Origin of the sequence: Vibrio kyushuensis, assembly GCF_050337325.1 — a bacterium.
GTDB lineage: Bacteria > Pseudomonadota > Gammaproteobacteria > Enterobacterales > Vibrionaceae > Vibrio > Vibrio kyushuensis.
In genome coordinates this window covers 157,128-182,763 of the sequence record NZ_JAKJSV010000004.1, presented here as the reverse complement: position 1 = coordinate 182,763, position 25,636 = coordinate 157,128, and the positions used below count along the sequence as shown (strand labels likewise).

At 38.4% G+C, this 25,636-nt stretch carries 14 protein-coding genes and 1 pseudogene; 6 read left to right on the top strand and 9 right to left on the bottom strand.

The window, feature by feature from the left end; translation table 11 throughout:
• Window positions 1–36 precede the first annotated feature (36 nt).
• The 4 genes from L4D20_RS09980 to L4D20_RS09965 form a co-directional block, all read right to left on the bottom strand.
• Window positions 37–3,957 carry an ATP-dependent DNA helicase gene (locus L4D20_RS09980; protein ID WP_428801427.1) on the bottom strand — a complete coding sequence of 1,307 codons (3,921 nt, stop codon included), beginning with the start codon at window positions 3,955–3,957 and terminating at the stop codon, window positions 37–39.
• 297 nt (window positions 3,958–4,254) lie between these two features.
• The gene (locus tag L4D20_RS09975) at window positions 4,255–4,743 is read right to left on the bottom strand and encodes a hypothetical protein (protein ID WP_428801426.1); all 489 of its coding nucleotides are present in this window, start codon (window positions 4,741–4,743) and stop codon (window positions 4,255–4,257) included.
• Window positions 4,744–5,451: 708 nt separating this feature from the next.
• Window positions 5,452–6,750 (bottom strand): hypothetical protein, encoded by a 1,299-nt coding sequence (locus L4D20_RS09970; protein ID WP_428801425.1) that lies wholly within the window; start codon window positions 6,748–6,750, stop codon window positions 5,452–5,454.
• Window positions 6,751–7,600: 850 nt separating this feature from the next.
• Window positions 7,601–8,407 (bottom strand): YeeE/YedE thiosulfate transporter family protein, encoded by an 807-nt coding sequence (locus L4D20_RS09965; protein WP_428801732.1) that lies wholly within the window; start codon window positions 8,405–8,407, stop codon window positions 7,601–7,603.
• Window positions 8,408–8,595: 188 nt separating this feature from the next.
• Here L4D20_RS09965 and L4D20_RS09960 point away from each other — a divergent pair, with 188 nt between their 5' ends.
• The 6 genes from L4D20_RS09960 to dndE all read left to right on the top strand — a co-directional run bounded on the left by L4D20_RS09960 (window position 8,596) and on the right by dndE (window position 16,748).
• Entirely contained in the window at window positions 8,596–9,123 is a 528-nt protein-coding gene (locus L4D20_RS09960; RefSeq protein WP_428801424.1) for a hypothetical protein, read from the top strand.
• A gap of 27 nt (window positions 9,124–9,150) precedes the next feature.
• Window positions 9,151–11,172, top strand: coding sequence for a DNA phosphorothioation-associated putative methyltransferase (locus L4D20_RS09955; RefSeq protein ID WP_428801423.1), 2,022 nt, complete (start codon window positions 9,151–9,153; stop codon window positions 11,170–11,172).
• 320 nt (window positions 11,173–11,492) lie between these two features.
• Window positions 11,493–12,572 carry a DNA sulfur modification protein DndB gene (gene dndB, locus L4D20_RS09950; RefSeq protein WP_428801422.1) on the top strand — a complete coding sequence of 360 codons (1,080 nt, stop codon included), beginning with the start codon at window positions 11,493–11,495 and terminating at the stop codon, window positions 12,570–12,572.
• Window positions 12,569–14,374, top strand: coding sequence for a DNA phosphorothioation system sulfurtransferase DndC (locus L4D20_RS09945; protein WP_428801421.1), 1,806 nt, complete (start codon window positions 12,569–12,571; stop codon window positions 14,372–14,374). Before dndB ends, L4D20_RS09945 begins: the two co-directional genes overlap by 4 nt.
• An 8-nt stretch (window positions 14,375–14,382) precedes the next feature.
• On the top strand, window positions 14,383–16,401 hold the full coding sequence (dndD, locus tag L4D20_RS09940) for a DNA sulfur modification protein DndD (RefSeq protein WP_428801420.1): 2,019 nt from the start codon (window positions 14,383–14,385) through the stop codon (window positions 16,399–16,401).
• A complete protein-coding gene (dndE, locus tag L4D20_RS09935) occupies window positions 16,401–16,748 on the top strand; it encodes a DNA sulfur modification protein DndE (protein ID WP_428801419.1) in 348 nt (115 codons plus the stop codon). The genes dndD and dndE overlap by 1 nt, the downstream gene beginning before the upstream one ends.
• Before the next feature lie 52 nt (window positions 16,749–16,800).
• Here the strand turns inward: dndE and L4D20_RS09930 are convergent, their stop codons facing one another.
• The 5 genes and pseudogenes from L4D20_RS09930 to dptG form a co-directional block, all read right to left on the bottom strand.
• On the bottom strand, window positions 16,801–17,967 hold the full coding sequence (locus L4D20_RS09930; protein ID WP_428801418.1) for a DGQHR domain-containing protein: 1,167 nt from the start codon (window positions 17,965–17,967) through the stop codon (window positions 16,801–16,803).
• Window positions 17,967–18,692 carry a hypothetical protein gene (locus L4D20_RS09925; protein ID WP_428801417.1) on the bottom strand — a complete coding sequence of 242 codons (726 nt, stop codon included), beginning with the start codon at window positions 18,690–18,692 and terminating at the stop codon, window positions 17,967–17,969. The genes L4D20_RS09930 and L4D20_RS09925 overlap by 1 nt, the downstream gene beginning before the upstream one ends.
• Before the next feature lie 201 nt (window positions 18,693–18,893).
• Window positions 18,894–19,013 (bottom strand): annotated as a pseudogene (locus tag L4D20_RS09920) (phosphorothioated DNA-binding restriction endonuclease); the annotation flags it as partial.
• Between the two features lie 192 nt (window positions 19,014–19,205).
• A complete protein-coding gene (gene dptH, locus L4D20_RS09915; RefSeq protein ID WP_428801416.1) occupies window positions 19,206–24,320 on the bottom strand; it encodes a DNA phosphorothioation-dependent restriction protein DptH in 5,115 nt (1,704 codons plus the stop codon).
• Window positions 24,301–25,635 carry a DNA phosphorothioation-dependent restriction protein DptG gene (gene dptG / locus L4D20_RS09910; RefSeq protein ID WP_428801415.1) on the bottom strand — a complete coding sequence of 445 codons (1,335 nt, stop codon included), beginning with the start codon at window positions 25,633–25,635 and terminating at the stop codon, window positions 24,301–24,303. The genes dptH and dptG overlap by 20 nt, the downstream gene beginning before the upstream one ends.
• Window position 25,636 lies beyond the last annotated feature (1 nt).

The following is a 25,636-nucleotide window of genomic DNA, read 5'->3' as shown; positions in this document are numbered from 1 at the left end:
ATAAGAAGTATTTTATTTCATTCGTTACATAGAAATTTAACCTATCATCGCAGAAATCACGTTAGCTAACTTTTTGGCATTAAACGTTTTAAAATCAAGCGTATGCCAACCTTCACTCTCAAGCTGACCTGCATTTTCCTCGCTTAGTCCATTCTCAGTATAAATAGCAACTTTTGTATCTAACCAAGCAAACTCCAACTCACCTACGACTTCATCATTTAAACTTATCTCATAACCCCAAACCGGTAATGCTAAATCTTTTTCAATCGCTTTTTTCGCAAACTCAATAATGACTGCTTCATCTGATAATTCTATGATTTCATCCCATGATTTTTTCATTTCAGATAAATCAAATCCAAGAATTTTCTCTTTGATTAGCATGTCTATTTCGGATGAGTCAATGGCACCTTTTCTATCACGGGAAATTATAAGTTGATCTGCAAAACCATTTTCAACATACCACTGCTTCTTACTTTCCCACTTGGCTAGATACTCTGGTTTTTCGAGCATCCCTAAATGCTCCCAGTAATAGGTTTCACCTTGGTATTGAATGGTAAAGTCAGGGAGATATTGACTACCATCTTTGCCTTTTAATGGCTTCTCATAATAAGGTTGCAAGTCGTGTTTAAACAAAAGGTCAGCAACAATCACTTCAGATTTACTTCTAAGCATCTCACCAATTAAAGCTTTATGTACTTTCCCTGACTCATACCAACCAGTCACTTCAAGTAACTCATCCGGTACCGCATTAAAATCAAATAAGGAGCTATTTATCACCTCAAGTGCTGATTTTTCAGGGCGAGCATGATCAATTAGCGAGGACACATCTCCTTCAATAAGCAAGGTACACTTGCGGTTTGCGCGTGTAATACCAGTATAAATAAGTTCCATTAATCGACGGTTAGTTGCGCCTTTAGGTATCACAAAATACACGTGCTTAAACTCACTGCCTTGAGATTTGTGAACCGATATAGCGTAAGCAAGCTCTAAGTTACTTTCAGGGGAGTCCTTAGCACGCCCAAAGTAATTAATACTAATCTTGTCTTTACCAACTAATGTTGCGCAGAGTTTTCTAAAAGTAAACGCGGACCAGCTAAGTCTTTTAAACTCTTTTGGCTGAGGATGTAAAGTGCCAATCTCACCATTGAATATTTGTAAATCCACTTGCTCTTTTTTATTAAAATCCCAGGCTCGGATGGGATCTGATTTAGTTCTATTTCTAACCTGAATCACCTTATCAAATACGTGAAACCCATCCACCGTACCGCGTTGAGCCCAATCACCAGACTTAAAACTCTGACAGGCTAAGTTGATTGCTTCTGTACCAAATTCCTCACCACGTACAGGTGATAGAATTTGAAACGCGACGACATCATCTTTTAAGACACGTTGCCATGTCGCTTGCCCATCTTCACTCTCTTTACCAAAGTTCTGTGAAACCAAATCAATCAGTTTTTCTGATATCGGTTGGTTTTCATTCCAGTATTCAACATGTAAATCTTTAGCCACCTCTCCGCCATCTTGGAGTTTTATTAATAACTCATCGCGATCTAATTTAGCTTCCTTAACATCACATGAAGCGGTGTTTTTAGATTTAGCAGATTGATTAATAAACAGTGAAGCAACATCTAGAATGCCAGTGCCTAAATCCATCACACGATTATTCATTTGTCGCAAGTTAACCGTTAAGTGAGCAATATTATTAGGGTAGTTTTCAGTTAAGTAACAAACAAAATCCGCATAAACCTTACCGTAGCCAATAGGAGGCAACTGAGCAGGATCACCTACTAACAGTATTCTTGTTACGCTATGCCAATTCACCGCCCTCACAAATGATGCAAATAACGTGGTATCTATCATCGAACATTCATCAATTACAATGGTGCTGTAACTTTCAATGCTTCGGCCACCATCACGCTTAGTGGTCATGTTAGGGTTTAACCAATTGTTCGTCGCTAAAAGGGAGTGAATAGTGCAGACATGAACACCACTGGTAATATCTTTGTCCTGAAGCTCCATTCTTAATCTGTCAGCAGCTTTACCTGTTGGCGCTAAAACACAAATAGCGGCACCTTGACCATCAGCTTGCTTTACACCATTAATATAAGCAGTTGCAACGGTACTTTTACCTGTCCCCGCTCCTCCTGCTAATATGGCAATCGGTTTTGTGAAAACATCGATACAAACATCAGCTTGTAAATCAATTGCTTCAATATAATTTTCACGTGATTGATCTTCTTTAAACAGATCACTCGATTCATCTTTAAGTTGGTCAATCCAATTACGCTTAGTGGTAGGTGTTTTCAGCTTGATTTCATTGCGTGTTAAAAGGTTTGTAAAAGTATCTCTCAGTAAGGATTCATCTTCCGCTAACAAGCGATCATATAGATACCTGACTTTGCCCTCTTCACGATAGGTAATCGCCTGCTGATAAAAAGTTTTATCAACACTCAAATAGCTATTTTTAACTTCAACTCGCTTCCATTCGGGTAGATAATCTAGCCTAACATTAGTTTGTTCAAGCACTTGCTCCGCTTTAACAAATACGTGAGGTTGACTCCTGCGAATTGTCTCTAGCAATAACGATCTCATTCTTTGCTCTGCTTGCAGCTCAAATAATGGTTTTACCGGCAACTCGGGTGATGGCACCATGGCCCTATCCACTAGGCTCCAACCTATAGTGTCGCTTTCATCGATACCTTGGTATTGCTCTGCTAACATATATGGGTTTGCTGTTAACTCCGCTAATGAAGCGGTTATTCCCCAATTTTGTCGTTTTTCGCTTAATATGTTGCTTATCTGATCTTTAGTAATAGCAAGTCGTGCAACAACAGTAAGTAAGAAATCTAATGACTCACCTTCAGCAGTGAGTAAAGCATGGCGTCTTGCTGCTCTTGCATCCAAATTATCATAAGCTTGGCCACATAAACTATTGCTGTTTTCACTTAAGAAGTCACAAACAGATTGATAAGCCTCCTGCTCGTTATCTTGCTGTACTAGGTTTTTATATCGGTCGATTACATCGTGTAAACTCAAATACTCAAGAACACTTGTCATACCAGGGTAACAACCACGGCTTACCCATAGTTCAGATATCAGTGTTTCTAACCAGATTATTCTTGCTTTCCAATTTTCACTGGTATCTTGAATATCATCTTTTAAAACACGCAATGAATTTAAAAACTGCTCTAATAAACCAAGTGCTTCATCGTCAGAAACTAACCTTGATCCATACTTACACACTTGTGATTGTTCAGGTACAACAACAAACTTATTCGCAGTTTCTAAATCATCTTTATAAAGATGATAAGGTAGCCTTATGCCTTGCTCTGGATAGCTGTTGGTGACTTCTCGTTGCCACACATAACCATTGTGATATCTTTGTTTCGTTTCTTCGGAACAATTGAGGTAATAACGAGGCTCGCCGATAGATTTAACCCTCGAAATGCCCACTAAAACGTACTGACTTTTTTCTTCAGTGGTAAATGGATTAGAATAGTTCGCATAATAAAAGACTAAACTTTTAGCACACTCGACTTTATCAAAGTGCGCTTTGGCATGCATAAAACGTTGTGTATTATCATATTTACCGTTCTTTTTAATGCCCTCTCCATTGAACATCACATCATAGGGCCATGTGCAAGCAGTAGCCGCAGGCATATCCCATTCAACAGGTTTCGAGTCATCATTAAAAAAAGAAGGAGGTGCAGCAGAGGCTCTTGATACATCACCTGAAAAAGCGCTACCGCTATACATACAAGCCGGAATTCTATCTAGACTAGAAAATTTCTGCCCTGCAACATTTTTTTCCCACTCAATGTCTCGCTGCTCTCGAATCATTTCGCCAGGGTAAGAATGACAGCCAACACAATGAATATTCTTTTGTGGTTCTTTACATATTCGGCCATTCCAACCATCGTCATGCCACGCTAAACGTACTGTAATGTGAGAAGTCATTGTTGCTGCCCTTAATTTATTTTCAAATAAAATACTAAAGCTAAAACTATCGCTATGATCTCATAGGTCACCACTATTAAGACAAAATCCTGAGTAGGTAATGTGATGGTTATGACACTATTAGCACGACTGAAACCAAACATAAAAGCCCTATATCCAGATAATTACATAATGATACATTAGATATATTGAATCAATTTTGGATCGAACGGGATATTAAGAGCAGTTACCCTAAGAAGGAATGGGGCAAATCCGAGTCAGCAGAGACACACTGACTCGTTTAGGGACAGAATAGAGTCAGAGAACTTTAGTAGCCAAAATTTTAGATATCAATTCGTCACTGAAACCATCTTCAAATCTACTTGTTAGCGTTCGTCCTGGAAAGCTCTCGAAGCGCTCATCACATGTGATATCACCACAGACGTACCAGTGGTCTGCATTAAGCGCACAAGCATGTACAATCAATTGCCTAACGGCATCGTTATCATCTGGTCTCATGCGCAGTGTTAAGTCGATATATGGCGCGAGCTGAGACTCAGCAAAAATATTGTGTTTAACAAGTAAGTCCCTTGTATACCCGCCGCAGATTGGATATAGCAGAAGACTAGCCTCTGACGCCGCTTCTGCTAGCCTTTTTGCGCCTTCACTGTCATGTGCAACACTATTTAAAAGTGCATTTCTGGTGTGAAATGGCATTTGCGACTGAAAAGAAGAAAGTAACTCGGCTTTCTGCAGATATTGAAACGAATACAAGAGCCCATGCAAGTCGATGTATAGAATTCTCAAAATGGCGAGCCTCTTTTTTCGTAACGTAATCAGTTAATAATAGCTAAATTTTAACACTAGACTCGATTGTTTTGGCAACAGACAAAAAGTGTTTTGAAAGGAGTTTCTGTGTTAACACAAAACGGCTCAGGAGCACTAATTTGAAGCAGCTGCACCCAAAATGTGTAACGTCATGCGCTAGGTAGTTTAGGCTGTGGCGATTTTTGACTGTCTGAGTATTAATTTGAACACACGTGTGTAACGTACTCTCCTGAATACAGTGCCCTCTTGGCGAAATTATTGAGTTCTGCGAAGGCCAATATTTATAAGACTGGTTCAGAAACAAATGTCAGTGAAAACAATACGGGGGTTTCCTGGAGACTGTCCTTTTCTCATTATCCCATAGAAACTAGAGGTTACCTTGGGATAGCTACGCTACACGTATTCGGCGTTTTTCAAACTAAGTCATGTGACAAACCAACCAAGTACAAGCTCAATTAGCTCTGGCACACTATGGAGCAAAAGTGGTAGGCAACCGATCAGAATTCATTCTTAGTTGCCAGCAAGTTTATGGCTAAATTTGGTAATACCCCATTTTTAGTCTCGTATAAGGTATTATTCCTTCCAGGGTACTATCGAGTTAAGTAGTGCCGACTGTAACTGTTCAGTTACAAGCCCAAGGTCCTTGATCCTAGAGCTAGTAAGGTACATTAATAACTGACTAATGTATTATTTATTACCGTCTGGTTCTTTTGGCTTATCCTTGTTGCGCCCCACCAGCCCCGGCTCTTCGTTTAGCTTAGATTTAACCGAACTCTCATAGCGGAACAGTTTATTATGCAAATCACTAATTACCCCATCCATACGTTCAATTTCGATCATTAAAGCTATCTCTCTAGGGTTAGCACATTGCCTTGCATCATCTAATTTACCGCTCAACTTTGACAGATCACCTTCAACTATTGTTAATTCATTACCACAACGCACTAGTTTTTCATTGGTAACGATTAACTCTGATTTAGTGTTATTTAGTACCCGGATCTCTTGCTCACTATCGGTTAGTACCTGGCTCAACTCACCTTTAAGTTTCGTTAGTTGCAGTCTAAGTAGATTTACTTTTTCAGTCTCTTGTTTCGAGTTCGATTCTTTGACCTTCAATTCTTTATTCTTTTTTTCCAAATCAAGCTCTAACATTAAGTTCTTAGTAAATTTCTCTCCTAGCTCCTCTTCTACTTGAATAACCTTGCTTTCGATCTTGCTTACTTTATCTCTCAACGTATTGAACCGCTCCAACGCTTCATTATAAGAAGTGTTAAGAAATTCCATTTCCACCTGCTTTCGTTTACATTCAGCCTCTAATTCTTCTACACGAGTAGCTAAGAACTCGGCTTTCTCCTTGTGCTCCCTGCCAGTAATTTCCTTGGATATTCCACGTTCAAAACCTAGTGCAGCAAAAGCTTCTCCTGTAATATCTTGAAGCTTTTGCATTTTTTTCTTGCCCAGCATACGGAATGGATGCACCAATTTTTCAAAATCAAAATTGAAAAAAGTCATATGCAAATGGAAGTTTTCAATAAATTCCTTACCTCTGAAGTAGCCTTCATCAACATGAAAATCAATTGACATCAAAAGTAACCCGAAATGCTTATTAATACTGCTTGCGAGTTCCTTACAGCATTCGATGATTTTGTCTTTCCAGCTAAATGGATATTCCGACTGCACAACCATAACTTGATCTCGTGAAAGTACGACAACGTTATCCACGATCACATCGGCATTCTTAGAAAAATTAATATTGCAAGGCCGCTTACCTGCACCTAGTTTTGCTTTCTTCATTGCCGCTTCACAATTAAAAAAAGTCAGCTCTATTGAAGTGTATACATTCCCAGAACTGAAAATTGGGTAGACATTTTTATCATCTGTTATCTCTCTTGTATGGTGCTTTCTCAGAATTGAACGCTGACTTTTTTTAAAACCCTTCATTGTGCTTGATACATAACGTTTCATGATGAAATCCTGCTTTTTCATTTACGATACCAAATGAATTCGCACATTGTAAACCCTGAAAAATCAATTCTAAATCAACTACTTGTGAATTTTAATTCATGCTGTTCCATGGTGTTTCAGGATGTTCTATTTCATTGATAATTAATTTTACTAACACATGGGGATTCATCAAATTAACACCCTAACTTCTTACTCAGGACCTATTGTTACGACATTTTTAAAGCCAACACCTAGCTTAATATGCTCTGGTATTTCTACTTCCGGACTAGAACTGATCTCTGAGTGCTGCATATGCTTACGCAGAACGTAATCGTCTACTTCACGATATGACTTGGGTTATTGGATGGTTGCTGGAGTAAAGCTTATATGTCAGCTAAAGAACGTCTTTAATACTTCAGCGCCTAGCTTAATATTCTCTGGTATTTCTACTTCTGGCCTAGAACTGATCTCAGAGTACTGCATATGCTTACGCAGAACGTAATCGTCTGCTTCACGATATGACTTGGGTTATTGGATGGTTGCAGGAGTAAAGCTTATCTGTCACCTAAAGAATGTCTAGAAGACCTCAGCGCCTAACTTAATACGCGTTGGTATTTCTACTTCCGAACTGGAACTGTATCAGCGTGTGTATGCTGTAACAGAACGTCATGCTTATAGACATACTGCCTTCACGATATGCCTCGGTTATTGGATGATTTCCAGATGTAGTGCTTAACTTTCCCTTAATGAAGGTCTAAATGACCTCAGCGCCTAGCTCAATATGCGATGGAACAGTTCCAAATATCAATCAGTTAAAGCAGCACAGACTTCATCGTATTGTTCACACTACCCATGCATAACGGTATTAATCAAACATTTGAAAAAGGAGTTATTATGACTTTGCATTCTTAGATCGTAAGAGAAGAATTCCTACGTAAATGCCTAGGATTATACATACCACCGTTGATAGCCCGGCCAGTGAGAGAACCGGCATCGCGACTAGTAGCTGAGTATCATTTCCTCCACCAGCCATCACTGCCCCTAAGCCCATAAGTACACCTGCGATTAAGTGCTTCCATATCCGTGTCAAAGAGCTAGTCCTAAGCACAAATGATTTAGTAACAAGAGCTGCACTGACCATTCCCAACGTAAGTAAGGCTACTAATATAAAACGTTCGATTCTGGGCCACTCTTCTGGTTGTCCTTGCCATAATGAGCCCCCCATTGATTTTAATAATCCACTTGGTGTCCAATGTGGCTCATACAAAAAAACACAACCAGCCATCAACCCTATACCCAACATTGAAATCCATAGTCTTCGATTAGTCGCATTCATAAAACAACAACTGACCACAATGATGATAGTTAGAAAACTGAGGAACACATATCTTGAAAAGTCGGATATTACCAACTCGCCACCTTTAAGCTCATTAGGCAAAGCTGGCGCAAAAAACAGCCATGCAACAAACCACCCTAATACCGTTGCGAGCATAACCAACTCACCTCGAGCTAAACGACTTACTGTTGAGACTCCACATCCACTATTAATCGCCGCCCCTAGACCAAATAAAAAGCCTCCGACAAGTGAAAATAAACTAGGCCAAAAAGCATCAACTATTGTTCGGCCCTCAACTATCCATCCAATTGTCATGGAGACCCAAACTAGCGAACCGCTGAAAACAATCGCCACAATAAACATTGGCGATCCTTTCTCTGCTTCTTTTACTCCTCTAACCATGCAAAGCCCTGTAGTTTGAGCGAGATATCCCAGTACAAAAATGCAGATCAAGGCTAGAATGAACACCATAAATAGGCTCCAATATCAAAGTTGATTTTGCGATTATCATTCGTTAAATATAGTAATAAGAAAGATATTAAGGGTGGCATATGAGAGAAAAAGTGGTTGATTGGTATCAATTTCGACACCCTTCTTATTCGGGACCGAATGCTGTGAACGAACGCTCTGAGATTGAACTACAATCTTTGGCCGCTAGCGTGTTGCAACCTGTCGCTCAATTTTTCGGAGAAATACAGGTAACCTACGGGTATACAAGCCACTCTCTGTTAACGTGGATTTTAAAAAATAGCCCAGGTGATATGGCGCCCAACATTGACCAACATGCATCAATGGAACTCAACTCACGTGGTAATCGTATTTGCAAACGTAATGGTGCAGCGTGTGATTTTTATGTTGAAGGTTATGAGCAACGTATGGATGAAGTGGCACAATTTATCTGTAAAAACTTAGAGTTCGACCGTCTGTATTTCTATGGTAAAGATAAACCTATCCATATCAGTATCGGATCTGATAATTCAAAATATGCACTGATTCGAAAAACTCGAAGCGATGGAGTTCGCATCAATACAAAAAGTGCAAAAGGTAACGCCACACAGACCTTCTTCGATGACATATAATCGAAAAAACATCAGAGAGGACAAGGAATGAACGGCGAACTATTTGCAGAGTTAGTTGCACAAATTACAGTGGGGAAACAACTGCCTGATGCAGTTTACCTTCATAGAGATGCCTTTAGTGCTCTTCCAAACGTCCTCGCTCAATTCATCCCTGCTGTCGCAAAAGCCGTTAGTTTAAATGACAGCAACTGGAACCTCGTAAAGCTATTCAAAAAAGATTTCCGTCTATCCCTACTGAACTACCCTGATTTCTATGCCGATTCTTACCCTGCTTTAAAGCAGAGTTTAAACGTCGACCTTTCTAAACTCAGTCATAAAGTCACAGACTACGGAGAATCTGAAAACCCACCGATTCTACATAGAAAAGAAACCATGATTTTACCGAGTAGTGAATATTACGAACATTTTATCTCCCTAACACAAGAAGGCGAGAATGCTGGGCTTTATGAGAACAGCCGCCTGATTGGATTTAAACGATCATGGGAGAACTTAATTGGTCACCATGGGTATGAGCTGGTGGATGGACGCTTATTTCGCAGTTCTGCTGTTATTTGTAAAGAAGAAAATGGTATCGACAGGCACAAGACCGCAATTGTGAGGCATGAACTATCGGCGCCGATGAAAGCTCTTGTGAAATATGGCTACCTTGAAGGCGAACATTCTATTTTCGATTATGGGTGTGGGCGTGGAGATGATCTAAGAGAACTCGAAGCTCATGGCCTCGATGCGTTGGGATGGGACCCAAACTTTCAACCAGACAATGATAAGGTTGATTCTGACATTGTTAACCTTGGTTTTGTCCTTAACGTTATTGAAGATCAGGATGAGCGGTTAGAAGCACTACTAGGCGCTTGGGAATTGGCAAACAAGTTTCTTGTCGTCTCCGTCATGCTTGCTAACGAAAACTACATTGCTCAATTCAAGCCCTATAAAGATGGGGTGATCACCTCGCGTAACACCTTCCAAAAATACTATGCTCAATCAGAAATAAAAGCGTACATAGAAAGAAGTCTGCAAGAAGACGCTATTACCGTCGCACCTGGAATTTTTTACGTTTTCAAAGACAAACTAGAAGAACAGCAATACCTACAAAAAAAATACAAGCGTCATCATAAGTGGAATCAGCTCACCTCTCCCGAGCCAATCGAAGCTAAAGACAAAGCGAAGTTACTTATCACTCAGCACCAGGACCTCTTTAATAGCTTTTGGAGCAAAACCCTTGAGCTTGGGCGTATTCCCGCTAATGATGAATTTGAGCACTCGGACGCTGTACGTGAGCTGATTGGCTCACATAAAAAAGTGTTTAGCTTGCTACAAGAAATGTACAGTACCCAAGAGTTTGAGCAGGCTGAGAAAAACCGTAAGGAAGATCTATTACTGTATTTCACGATGGGCCTATTTGAAAAGCGCAAGCCTTACACACAACAACCTGAAGCACTCAAAAGAGATATCAAAGCACTATTTGGTGAGTACAAAACAGCATTGAACCTCGCTACAGATTTATTATTTGCTATAGCCGACACAGAGCTCATCCTTCAGCAATGCCAGAAAGCCAATCAACAACTAGATGCTAGCTTAATGAACGAAGGTCACTCCTTAGTTTTCCATAAAGACTACATCGATGACTTGCCACTGTTACTCAGAGTTTATGTTGGTTCTGGCCTGCAAATGTATGGTGAGCTAGATGAAGAAATAGATTTAATCAAAATACACATCACATCAGGAAAGCTCACTCTGACCGCTTATGATGATTTTGAAAAGTCTGTACCCTTTTTAGTTGAGCGAATCAAAATCAAGATGGCCGATCAGGACATCGATTTCTTCGATTATGTAAATGAAAGTCGCAGACCACCTCTGCTCAATAAAAGTCTTTATATTCCAGATGAAAATGAAGAATTCAAAAAGCAGCAAAGCTTTGATAAACGACTGGCCAAACTCCTTGAGTACGATTCAGGAAAAGAAAGCCTACTTACAGCAATGGAGTACCATGTGTTGCTTAGGAAAGAGAGTAAGAAGGTAAAAGGCTATAAAATCATCAGTAGTGACTAGTCTATATCCAGCCAGTCAGATGAACTAGAAATTCGCTTCCATCAACCATTGAATCACTTATAGCCATAAGTGAATTTCAAGGACCTGATAGCGACTGAAAACCACACCGATTTTTGCTTAGCTAACGATAGATATTACTAATAGCTTTGTGTAAAATAGCCAGCTTAATTTGGCATACCTATGTAGTAATCAGCAATCTCCAGCTCACACATAGCATACCAAGCATTATAGTTTGTCATTTATGACATACCGAATTTGATAAATATGACATACCAACTAAAATTATGTCATATTAACTTAACAAACTAATAAGGTGCGTTATGCAAAATCAAGACTCTGGATACTGCTATTCATTTCCAGCAGTAAGAGGCATTCAAGCTGGACGCCCATTTTACATTGCGACTTGTCCATTGCGTATCATCCCTAAGATTTTCAGCTATAACGAAGATGATGTTCCGCCAGAGCTAAGAGCGCAAAGAACTCTTAATAAAACTCGTATTCCTGAAATGGTTAAGTACTTACTAGATAACCCAAAAGAATATGTATTCTCAGCTCTAACTGCATCTGTAGGAGTTGATATCTCGTTTGACGACCATGAAGCGGCACCAAATCTAGGAATACTGAAGATTCCTATGGATGCTCAGATCTTGATTAACGACGGACAGCACCGACGTAAAGCTATTGAAGAAGCTCTAAGAGAAAATCCAGACTTGGGACAAGACAATATTCCCGTTCTTTTCTTCATAGATGAAGGCTTGGGTCGCAGTCAACAAATGTTCGCTGACCTAAACAAATACGCAGTTAAACCGAGCCCATCATTAGGCACTTTATACGATCACCGTGATGAAAGCTCAGAGTTAGCAAGAGAGCTAGCAAAAAGCGTTAAACCGTTTGTTGGTTTAACTGAAATGGAAAAATCGAATATCAGCCCTAAATCCAACAAGCTTTTCACGCTTAGTAGTATTAAACAGTCAACTCGTGCTCTTTTAAGTAAGGGCACAAAAGAAGGCTTTACTGAAGAAGAGAAAAAGCTCGCAGCTGAATTTTGGGAAGAAGTTACACTCCACATCAAAGACTGGCAGCTGGTGATAAGTAAAGAAGTATCACCCGCTCAACTGCGCCAAGAATACATCCATGCACACGGTGTTGGTTTGCATGCAATTGGTGTATTAGGTAAACACCTATTATGCCAAGAACCTAAAAACTGGAAGAAAAAACTGCAAAAATTGGCAGAAGTTAACTGGCTAAAAACCAACCCTGAATGGATGAAGCGCAGCATGAATCTCGGTAAACTGAGTAAGTCGACTATGAATATTCAGCTAACCGCCAACGCATTAAAAATTGAACTTGGGTTGCCACTAACCCCAGAAGAAAAAGCTCTAGAGAAGCAATTATCATGATACATGAGCTACAACTGGCGGAAGATCTCGCCGACGAATATCAAGAATTCATAAATTCTGAAGATTTCTCGAACAACAAATTAAGTCATTACATTGCAGATGTACAACGCGTCTATTGCGCAGACAAAAGACCATGGGTCATAGGTTACAGTGGGGGAAAAGACTCCTCAGCAATTATGAGTCTTGTTTATATGGCACTCCTTGGGCTTGAAGAGAAAGACCGCACAAAACAAGTCTTTGTCGTTACCTCTGATACTCTGGTTGAAACACCCGTTGTTGTTAACCACATAAACAATTCATTGGATGCAATAAGCAAAGGTGCAAAGCGCGATAATTTACCGATTACTTGCCATAAAGTTGTACCTGAATCAGATCAGACATTTTGGTCGAGTCTATTAGGTAAAGGTTACCCTGCCCCAACACGTTCTTTCCGCTGGTGTACTGAGAGAATGAAAATAAACCCCGTAAGTGATTTCATCAAGTCTAAAGTTTCTCAATTTGATGAGGTTATCGTGGTTTTAGGTTCGCGTAGCGATGAAAGTGCTTCTCGTGCTCAAGTGATTGCAAAACATAAAATTGACGGATCTCGTCTGGCTCGCCACACGACGCTTTCTAATGCTTTCATCTTCACACCGATTGATACCTGGGGTGTTGATGATGTTTGGAAAATCTTACGACTCTGTCACCTAAAAACCGAAAAAACTCCCTTTGGAATCAAAAACATTTGGAGTAACCGGTACGATCTCGAATGGGAAAATCCTTGGGGAGGTAAGAACTTAGTTCTTTGGAATCTTTATAAAGATTCTTCAGGGCAAGGTGAATGCCCAATGGTTATTGATGAAACCACCCCTTCTTGTGGTAATTCTCGTTTTGGATGCTGGACATGTACTGTGGTAACTAAAGACCGCGCTATGGAAAGTTTGATCCAAAACGGTGAATCTTGGATGTCGCCTTTATTAGAATTCAGAGATATGCTCGCTGAGACGGGTATTCCAAAAAATAAAGATGAATACAGAAACTTTAAGCGCCGCACCGGGAAAGTTACAAACCAAGCATCCTATAAAGGCAGCGAGCTAAAAACTCTTGAAGATGTAAAAAGCAGCATTACTCTAGGCGAAGAGCAACACCTTGAAGTGTCTGAAGATGAGAGCCAAGTGCGGTTATATCAAGATGGCCACTTACTTGAACATTACTCATATCAGTTAGTTAAGAGTACCCCTGCTCATCCTAACCCTACAGAGATGGCTTGGCACTTAATCCGATTTATTCCCGGCCCTTACTGGCTAAAATATCGTCGCCAGTGGTTGCGTGAATTATTAGAGCTCGATAAGAAATACAAATCTGAAGGTCGTGAAATAGAACTTATAACAGTTCCAGAGTTACATGCTATCCGCCAAGAGTGGATCCACGATCCAAACGAGCCAGATTGGGATGATTCTCTACCTACCATCTTCAATGAAGTCTACGGCTATGACCTTGATTGGATTTATGACGACAATGCAAGCTTTGGCAAAGACGATGCCTTAATCATCAACGAGCTCAGTGAAGATTTCGATATTGCACCTGAAATGATAATGAAGCTCATTGAGCTTGAAGTATCAATGGAAGGACTAAGTCGACGTAGTGGAATCAGCAATAAAATTGCTTCACTACTGAAACAAGACTGGGGAAGCCTTGAAGAGATCAAACAAAAACATGCCTCACTACAAAGTAAGGCAGCGTTTGATATTCATCAGCAAGAAATTGACCGTTACAATCAACAATTGATTGATATCGATAAGCAGCTACTAAAAGAGTTTTAAGTAAGACTATGCTGATTACTAAATTAACGTTAAACAACTTCCGAGTGTTTCGTGGTATCCACGAAATAGATTTACGCCCAGCACCTGCACGGCTCAGTTTAAACGGAGCAATTGAAGGGACCGAGCGACCAATCATTTTATTTGGTGGCTTAAATGGCGCTGGTAAAACCTCTATCCTTACCGCCGTCCGTCTGGCTCTTTTTGGTCGTCAATCATTTGGCCAGCTGCTATCTAATGGCGAGTATATCGAAGCTCTCGGCGAGCTTATCCATAAAGGTGTTGGTCACGGTGGTGTTCAAGATAATGCCTCGATTGAACTAGAATTTAAATACAGCCAAAATGGCGAAGAGAACACATACAAAGTTATCCGTGGTTGGAAAAAAGATAAGAAGGATAACTTGTGCTTAGAGAAAGATGGCATTCAGATTCCTGAATTGAATTACGAACAATGCCAAGGTTTTCTTAACGAATTAATACCAACTGGCATCGCTGATCTTTTCTTCTTTGATGGTGAAAAAATCGCTGATTTGGCTGAAGATGAATCAGGGAAGGTTTTAAAGACTGCAGTTCGTCGCCTACTAGGGCTAGATGTTATCGGAAAGCTAAAAAGTGATTTAGGTATTTACCTAAAGAAACAAGGCTCTTCAACACTGACTCAATCTATCCGAGAAGAAATGGATTCGCTCGATACAAAGCGAATTGAGCATGAACGTAATTCTGAAAAGCTGCGTGGAGAAGCAGATATCGTTGATGCTCAAATAGAGCTCACTTCAAATGATATTCTCACCTTAGAAAACAAGCTTTCACAAAGTGGCGGCGCATGGGCAAAAACCAGAGAAGCTGAAACACTAAAAGTTGATGAGTTGTTAAAAGAGAAAGTCGAGCTAGAAAAACAGATTCGCATGGAAATGGAAACCAGCTTACCGTTTTCACTTGCTCCGAACACAATGCTCTCACTACTTGAGAAGATCAAAAAAGAGCAAAGCGTTAAACAAAAACAAAACTTTGGCCAAGAACTAGATTCATTCTTAGATACGCTACGAGCTAAACTATCCTTCAACCTAAGTGGGTCGGCTCCAGCTGCAATGGAAGCCATCACAGATAGCCTCGCAGACCATTTAGGTGATATTTCTCAGCAAAGTCTGTTGCTTGATATATCTGACCGTCAGGCTGCCACCATAGACTATCAAGTAAACCAGCAATCCTCCGACTCACTCCGCCGGTTTGATGAAGCTAGAACTCGCTTAAAACAAGTTGAAGATGACATTGATAATGCATCCAACAACATTGCACGTGCACCAGAGCAAGAGCAGGTCCAAGGCCTATTTTCTGATGTACGAGAGCTTGATAAGAAGAAAGAAAAGCTGATTATTAAGTATCATGACTTATTAGAAAATGCGAAACGTGAACTTCGCGTTGCTCTTGAGACAGCAAGGAAGATTCAAAAACTTCACGACAAAAATAAAGATCAGGCTAATAAAGACAGCAGCGTCGCTAATGCCCAAAATGCGATGTTACTTCTAGACAGGTTCGCAGATCAGCTAACTAAAGCTCGCGTAAAGCAGCTTGAGTCTGAATTTGTTGCTTCATATAAGAAGCTTGCCCGTAAAGAAGATCTAAAAATTTCAGCAACCATTAACCCAGCAACATTTGATGTTGAATTAATCGACGAGCATAGTATTAAGATCAACCGCAAAGCAATGTCGGCTGGTGAAAAGCAAATTTACGCCATTTCAATCCTTGAAGCGCTAGGTAAAACATCAGGCCGTAAATTGCCAATTATTATCGATACTCCTCTTGGACGTTTGGATTCACACCATAGAGATAAACTAGTAGAAAACTACTTCCCTACCGCAAGTCACCAAGTGGTTATATTGTCGACAGATACCGAGATTGATAAGAACTACACTAGCATGATTCAAGATGATATCGCTCGTACTTACGAAATCTGCTTTGATGGCACAACCAAGTCTTCATCACTAAAACAAGGTTACTTCTGGAAAGAGCCAACTAAGGAGACTGTATAATGCTACCTAATCGCATGAACTTGACTCGCACTACGGAAGAGCAGCTTAAGAAGTTAAAAAGCTATACCGGGATTACTCCTAACGTATCGGCGCGCATCGCCTTCTTTCGCTCTATAGAAAGTGATTTTCGATACCAAGGAGTAGAAGCAAAACTAGACGGTTCGTTGGTACTAGATAAATACACTTGGCTGGGTGAAACCAGTGATGTTACAGAGCTAGTTTTGAAGGTGTACTACCCGAAGCTTGAACTTAAGGAGTATCAGCAAGCTTGGGCCGCACATGTTGAGGATGGAATAGCATCAGTTCGCAACTGCAAGTCAGTTGCTCTTATTTCAACGATGTTATAGGTTTTCAGCTTCCCTTCGCGATTACTCGTAAAGGGAAGCTGAAGAGTCCCATTTATTTCAAGCCTGACAGTTCTAACATTCGTTCATATGCAATGTTCATTGCTTTAGTCGTTGATGTATATAAGGTCGTATCACTAAAGTCTTCGTGATGTTTTATGTTTTCTAAATACTTAGGAAATTTATTTTCCATTGTATCTAATGATACACCTTCTTTTATTAAAACAGCCTTTAAATACTTAAACATACAAGCAACCCCAACTGTTTTCTTTAGGAAGTTATTGTCGTCAACTTCCTTCCAAAAAATATCATTAGTTGCATTCAACGCCAAACTTAAAACATCACTGATGGCTTTGTCATTTCCAGATATATACAAATCCCTTAATGGGTATCTACTATCGCTATGCAAAACGCTTCGTCCAACAATACCGTTTTCATCAGCCCTTTGCTTCGTATTCATTAAATACCTATCTTCCTTGGGATTATGGCTAATAAGTGAAAGAATTGCTTCAACAATCGAAGATGTAGAAAATCGCCAAGGAGGTAGAGCTTCGCGTTCGCGCTTTGTCAGATTTTTCTCATCAGCGGTGCGGTACTTAACCCTGTTTAATAGAGGCTCTTCTTTATTTAATTCACGAACAAAATATACAGCTAAAGTTTCCGGTGGCCATTCGATAGGGTCTATGCTGTCTATTTCATAACCAAACAATTGATATGCTAGGCTTTTGTCAACTTTCCCTTGATTATAGTTAATCGTAGAAAAGAGAAAAGCTTGATATGGCGTAGCTAGATCCTCATATATTGAACATGATAAATCCATTGAAGTATCTGCTTGGTCAAATGCAAACAGTCGATGCTGCCCATCAATTATAGACATCAACTGTGAGTTTTGAGGAATTACAACTTCATATATATCATCAGTATCATCAATTGACCTAAATTCTATTTTACTACCTTCATCAGCATAGCGACCTGATTCTTTGAAATTAGCACCTAATATAATAGGGTTTGGAAATGCTCCAGAATCGCTATCAATAAACTGGGCTATCTCTTGCAAGCGCTTGGAGTTTAAGGTTCTTTGAACCCCTTGAACTTCTCCATCATTATTAACAGCTTTTAAAGTGTAACTGATAGTCCTTAAAACATCAGATGGTATCTTACAAATATAATAATCAGAGAAGGGCTGCTTTACTTTTATCGCTTTAAAAACATGAGGTTTCATTATTTAAGTCCTCCTCCGGCAAGTGGCTTGGTATTATCACTTTCAGCAACAATATTTCCTGGGTTTGCTTTGGGTTGTTTGAATTCTGCTTTATTATGATTTACGCATATCCATAAGCTTACTGATATTAACGCCCCTAATAAACTTAAAAGGCTGAAGCTAGTCGGCGAAATCAGGCCATAAAATGAAAGAATAAATGCAATAATCCAAGCAGAAAATCCTGCAAAATCATTCACTCTTTCTTCATTCAACTTATCTTGAGTAAGGTCATTCCTTTCATATTTCTTTGGTCCTTGAGTCATGAAGAAATCGAAAGCAATGCCTCCTAATATACCTAAGTTAAACATAAAAACAGCAAACCCTTGAAATAATGTCACTGGTAGAGAGCCAATATAATCGCAAGCGGAAATAATTGATAATTTTAATTGACTCACATCTACTGAAGTTAAATCTGTTTTTTCAAATAAAACAGCTCTATATGGTCCTACGTCAATTTTTTCCTTTTTCAAAAAATTATCATATTCTAAAACCAATTCTTCATTATTCACATTACATACAGAAGAAAGTTCTAAATTAAATGCCCATGGAACCCAAACTCCAGCACTTGATATTACCATTATGATAAAAAAAGAAAATACAAACTTTGGATTTTCAATTGATTTCCTAGGCACATTTTTTATATTCCTCCTTAATCTTTTCCAATAACAAACCACTTCATTATTCATTTTAAATCCCAGCCAAATTACAGAATATACTTAACACTTACAAGAAACCTTATTCATTTCGTTAAAGCATAACAAACAACTTTTCCATTTTTAGTTGTTTTTTTGAATACAAAATACACATCAACACTCTAATTAATAAAATTTTAAAAGCCTCTCTCACATGCCTGCCCAACACCTATAACATATGTACCAGGAAAAAGCCCTCGGGAAACCAATTGGCTTGCTCTCGTAACCCCAAATCGATCGTACAACCATACTTCCTCCCATTGTAGCTGGGGATACTAATACTTTTAGCTCAATATTAAAGGTAATCACACCTTTCTGATCTTCAGATAAAACAAACAGCAACATTAGGGGTTTATGCGGAGCTCGCAGAGAAACACATTGCCACCATGAAATAGTGAAAAGTTATCTAATAGTTCCACCACAAACATCCGGCCTTGATATCCATGTGATTATACATTCATACCAAAGAGATTAAAACGCCCTTAAAGGGCGTTTTAAAACATGCTCTTACTGTAATAGCTCCCAAAACGCCTTATCTTTGATTTTAGTTATCTTCTTATCGCCATCCACATATAAGCTGTAATGCTTCTCTAACTCACGGATAGACTTCATTAAATTGTCTTGTTCGTGCTTATCATCTTTATTAAAAATAGACTTAATATCCTGATTTTTTATCTGTGAAACACGATGCACAATCCAACTTAAAACATATGTTGAATAGTCGTTCTCACTGGTTTTAAAGTGAGTAATATCTTGCGTTGATAGAATCACGCCCACCCCGTATTCACGTCCCTCTTTTAAGATTTTGCGTAAACTAGGGAAGTTCTGAGACATAAAGTTATCTGCTTCATCCACCAGCACCAGCTTGGTCACTTGGCGGAAATCTCCCTGCACTTCAGGTTTTCCACTCTTCTGCATTTGTGCATAGAACAAGTCTAAAGTAAGCGCGACTATCAAATTTTGAATACTGGAGTCGTACCCAGCAAGTTCAATTACCGTCACACCTTCAACCAAATCATACAAGCTTTTCACTTTACTAGCGTCAGGTTCAAAAATTTCAAAAGACACAAGGCTATCCAGTGCTGCGTATAAAGAGTCCTGCTCGACTTTTTCTTGATCCATATACACATCCCACACATCACTTAATGTGGGTGCCGGAATTGACCATGTGTTTTTATTAGAACGATCTATTCCTTTAAGTTCATAAGCATCAAGAACTAAATTTTTCAACCGCATTTGTTGCTTTGGCCCTAATCCGAATGCTTGTGTCATCGTGTTAGCAAATGCACTCGCAGTATGTACGGGTAGCTTTGCCTTATCCCCAAACAAGCTTAATGGGTTATAGGGTAAGCAATCCAAATCAAATTTCTGCGCATTAGTTGCGCTCATAAACTTATCATCCACATAGTCTGACTTGTAATCAAAAATCAAAATTCCAATTGGACTTCCATCTACATTCTTATGTTGGTCACGATAAAGCTGTGTCACTACCGATTTCGTACACTGCGTTTTACCGGTGCCCATAGTACCGATAATACCTGAGTTGGTATTCATGAATTTGGCTGTATTGGTTGGTTCCCAGTGCAGCTCTCGCTCAGTTAACACGTCATGACCAATCAACACTTTCAATCCTTCTGAACCAGTTGTAGTCCCTGATGATTCAGAATTCACACTCATCACTTCTAGCTCAACTGCTTCAACTGCTTCAACTGCTTTATTAGCTATGATCTTGGGTTCCATAGCTACAGTAGTTAAATCGGTGGTCGAAGCTTTATTTGCAATTAAATTAGAAAAGTATGGAAAGTTAAACTTTGCAGGTAATCCTTCGCCAACTAAGAATTCCTTAAGATCACCTTGTACTAAGGTTGGTAAAAGTGCGATTGGTAAGTCAATCTTTACGATATCATTTTCTTCATTAGCATCAGGTTCAAATATACAATCGCTATTTAAATGGCTAACAATGATACCTATAGGAAAGCGATCATCATCTTCGACATGGTACTCACCTCGTAACCATTCTGTTTTGGCCGCTAAGATTTCTGAGAAATAACTATCTGGAAACACGCTGTAAAGCTTGTATTTTTCAATTTGAACTAGTAATTGCCTAAAAAACAAAGCGCGATTGAGTTTGCCTTTTAGATTTCTAGGCCCTAGTTGCTTCTTTAGGTGATTTCTTAGATTAGTAACCTGTTCTTTTGCAGCCTTATAATCTGGTGTGCTTCCTGTTTTGACTTCCACAGGTAAAATACATATCGTTTGGCCTTTAATTCCAACCATCAATACATCATCAGACATTTTTCCTTTATGTCCGGCATTGGCAGCTGATAAATCACTATCTAATATTTTTAAACCTATATTCCCTGAAACACGAACCATCTCACCGACGGAAAGAGGGAGCCACACAGTATCTGGAGTATTCAATAATGCTGTTACTAATTTATATGCTCCGATCTCTCCTTCCATACCTAACTTAGATGTATCCGAAGAGGTAAGCATTTTTAATAGCCAATCTCCATTAAATGAGTTGAAGTCACTTATTTTCGTGCCTTCTCCCAGTTCAAGCACTCTCGTAAAAAGGTCTTTCTGTCGACTTACTGTGATCGCATCAAAACCAGCCGAAGAGGTGTATTGGTCAGAATAATGGATCAGAACTTTGTCTTGCGTCCCGAAGAACTCTAAGGTTACTTTGGGGTCAATAACAGTGGTCCAAATTGATGAGTCACAAGTCTGGTTCAGCAGATTTTTAAAGTTTTCATTAACCGCGAGAGCAAGTGCATCTTTCCCTGAATACGGTGTATTTTCTTCCCTTGCTGGTCTAATTAGTGATCCAAATAGCATGGCAGTATGCAAATGAAGGTTACTTTTGTAATCGATATTACTTAGACCAAATGCTGTGTGATAACTTCCACTTTGACTTTCAGATGCCTCCCCTCCTATAAGTCCATCTGCTGCAATACCACTTGGTTTTGAGTCCATATTGACTCGAATACAATCAACTTTTTCGTCATTATAAAAGAATGAAATATGCGCGTATTCGTATTGAATGACATCTGAAGTTTTAAATTTGCTATAAGTTAATCGCGTACGAAGTAATTCAATAATACTATCTGCATTATCTTTGTATTTTTTGGCTGTTAGCTCTAAAAATACCTTTAGTTCTTCACTGTTATTTGCTTCTGCAAATTGATCAAATGAGTTCAGTAGAAGATCATTATCGTAAACATTAACGTGTACAAATGAGCTCTTATCCAAATTCTCTTTGTAATAGGAAACAATTCCTAAAAACAGCTCATGACAACTGCCTTGGTTAACTGAGTTTAGTACCAACTTACATTGTTCATTACTTTTAAATAGATCAGGAAACGCTGTTTGAAACTCAATTATTTTTTCTTTTACAAGTTTGGTTACAAAATCATACTGGCTTTGTTCATGTGGTATAGCCTCAAGCCAAAATGAGTTTTCTTTGCAAACATTAACATGTGAAAATTGATCATTCTTGTCAAATAAATAAGGGATCAAACCTCTTGGGTTTAACCTATCAACTGTTACTTTCGGTAAGAACTTAAAACTAGCTTCAGATCTATTACTTTTAGACGCAATCAAATCATTTTCAAACTGTTCAGTAAGAGACAAATAATATGACAGAACAATAGGGTGAAATGGTGAAATAAGTTCACTATCTTCTTTCTTAACTAGGCCTATACTTAGAGCTAATTTGAGCTTCTTAGAAACAACTTTATCAATTTCAGCCTGCTCTAATAATAAGATATAGCTGTTAATCAGTTTAGACACTATTTCCCTAAATTCTTGACCCCACGATATTATCGATGGTACCGAGTTACGTGCCTTACAATACTCAAAAAGTAAACAATATGATTGATAAAGATCATCATCTACCGTTTCCAATTCATCTAATTCTATCTTTTTACCTGTTACTTCATCAATACCAACAACCATTTCGTCAATGAATATAGCTTCAAGCCTCATCAAGTTTCGGCGATTACTTACTAGTTGTACTTCTTTATTATCAATAATTACTTTGTCTTTATCTCGGTTGAACTGCCCAAAATATTGATCATTTAAAATTGAATTTGCTCGCTCACTATCGAATATCAGAGGTAATGACAACTTAGAATCCGCGGTTTCCCCTTCAACATGAAAATCAAGCCTATTTTCACCGTTTACAATCGAAAACTCAATATCATTTGACCTATCAGAAAGGGATTTAAAATCAATAGATTTAACGTCATTCCATTTTATCTGTTGATTCAGTTCATTCAACTCTACCGTTGTATACGCGGCCGGGTTTACAGCTAGTACGCATTCATTAGTTAGTAATCGAACCAGCTTCTTTTTAGGATGTAATAAAAATGTATTCTGTATAGCCTTCGTATTAAATTGGCCTTCACGTAAAATCAAAAAGTGTAATGTATATTTGTCACTGCCTTTTTCTCTGTTTCCAGTTCCAACAGTAAAGAAAATAGGTTTACCATCAAAAGGAACTGATAATTTTGTTTTACTTTTTTTACTTCCTTTAGAAACAACTTTAAACTCACTACCATCAGGCAATAATCGGTTAGGTGTGGTTAAATGTGAGTTTTCTAGATCCCCACCATTCCATAACATTTCTACTTCAACACAATCTAAATCAGTTGGAGCTTCCAGTAGGATGTGCCATTCTCGTTGTTGCGCCTTGGAGCTTCCTTTCGTCTTATCTTCAAAAGTGGAAGAGTTACAAACTATTTTATCTAACTCTAATGTTTGTTTTTGATTCCTTTTTATTTCATCCCAGTAGTCTGTAATGGGATAATTTTTCCATATATCTTGGTTTCCTTTTGGAAACTTTGCTTTAATAAACTTAGAACTGAATTTATTAGAAAGTCGTTCTTCTAGTATTCCTGGGTTTTCATTTATCTCATATTCAATGGATTCGTAAAGTTCCCGGTTTTGATCAAGTCTCTTACGCTGCTGCTTTGGGTTGCTTTCATAGTCATGAATATGGGGGTCATCCAACAAAAATAATTCGTCAAATTTCAAGTCACCATCATCTATAGCACTATATAGCTCCTTAAAGCCAAATAGTGTTCCTTTACCATTTATAATAGTGTCGCATTGATAATCTAAAAGAACTTTTGAAATCTCCTTACCTTGATCTTTTAAATCTATTAATGAGTCTAAAGCATTTTTAATACTCTCATGGCTCCAAACACACTCAGAATCATCTAAATTAAGAGAGCTGTTTTCTATGGTGTCTAACTTACTATTATGGATAATTAAAAGTGAGAATGAGTATAATGAACTGTCAGTCCTACCTATTTCATCTCTTAAAAACGATATAAAATCTTGAGTGAAGCCTTTTTCAGAATCGGATTGCAATAATGGAATTAACTTTAATTCATCAACTTCAATAAATGGTAGTTCAACAACATCTTTGGTTTGAGTTTCAAACTTTACGGTTTTGTCATTACTAATATCTAGCAACGCTGAAAATAGGCTTTCTCTATTTTTATTATCAGGAGATTTAAATTGGTATCTAAACCCTTGCTTAATATTACTAGGCGCCCAGTTAATTAACTCAGACACAATAAATTTTTCAAACTTACTAAACTGTTTGTCGGACATATAAGTCATCTCCACTATCACTCATTCTTTCAACATTACCTATACGTTCGTAAAAACCGACTAACCACTCTTCACTTGTCTCATCGAAATATATCCCACGTAATCTGAACTCTTCAATCAGGTCGTTTAGCCGTAATTTTTGCTTATCCCCTATTACCACATTAGTTAAAAGTAATAAGTTATCTTGCGTAAGCACCAGCGTATTACCGACTCGACCAATTGGCTTAACAATACCTTTCGCTGTATGCTCTTTCAAAGCATTTGTAACCTTACTATTTGCTTGGTATCGTGTGGCTGATGAGTCAGCAAAAATTTTATTAAATTGTGCTATTGCTAGATCAAATAGTTGTGTAATTGAGTCTTCAATACTTGCTGCTTGGTTAAACTCTTTTTTCAAATTTCTAGCTTCAATAAATCTCTTGCAGTAATCATTTATACTATTAATATATTCACATTGATCTTCTGCTTCATTTAATTCACCATAAATCCTCCACAGAGGTGCACTAGAGCCCTCTTGTTGAAGTAGTCCTAGAGTTGATAAAATAGGAAACAAGTTTTGGCAAGATGAATGAAATAGATTCCAGCCCCTTTCTTTCACTTTTGTTCTCTCTGCACTTACTTTTTCTGTTTCAATAACAAAATACAGTTGCTTGCTTTTTGGGGCACCACACTTCCAGTCGGCTAAGTTCAATGCCAACTGAGATATATGTAGGAAATTGTATAATGCTAAAAAGCTCGCAATATGTTCTAACATATATGCAGGTTTACTGGCTAAAAACTTAAAGTCATGTAAAAATTTTTCTTGTAAAAAAGGAAGGTACGTAGAAGCTTTATTATCTATTTTGCTTTTTTGTAGTTTATTCTTAAGTGTTGAAGTTATGATTTCACTAATGAAATGATCACTTTCTTTATTTGGTATGGTTAAGCTTTCCCTGCCGAATAAAGTTAACAAAGAAATGGCCACTTTCTTACTAGCACTATACACCTTACTATTTATTGATTCATCAGTCTGTGTATGTAATAAAAGGCAGCTTGGCCCTAACTTAAGATAGTTTCCTTCCTCAAAATATGCTCTATGGATAGCTTGAAAATGTTTATCTGAAACTTGTTTACTTTTAAATACATCATAACAATCAGCTTCAAATTCTTGTTTAGAGTAATTTTTCAATTCTAAACCATATGCAAAGCTAATGAAGTACCCTGCGACCATATCCCAATTACATTCATTATAATTGGTTTTTACAGGTAGATATTCACTAGGAATATTATCGCCTATCTCTTTCTTAAGATTACTAATGTTAATAATTGAATTCATT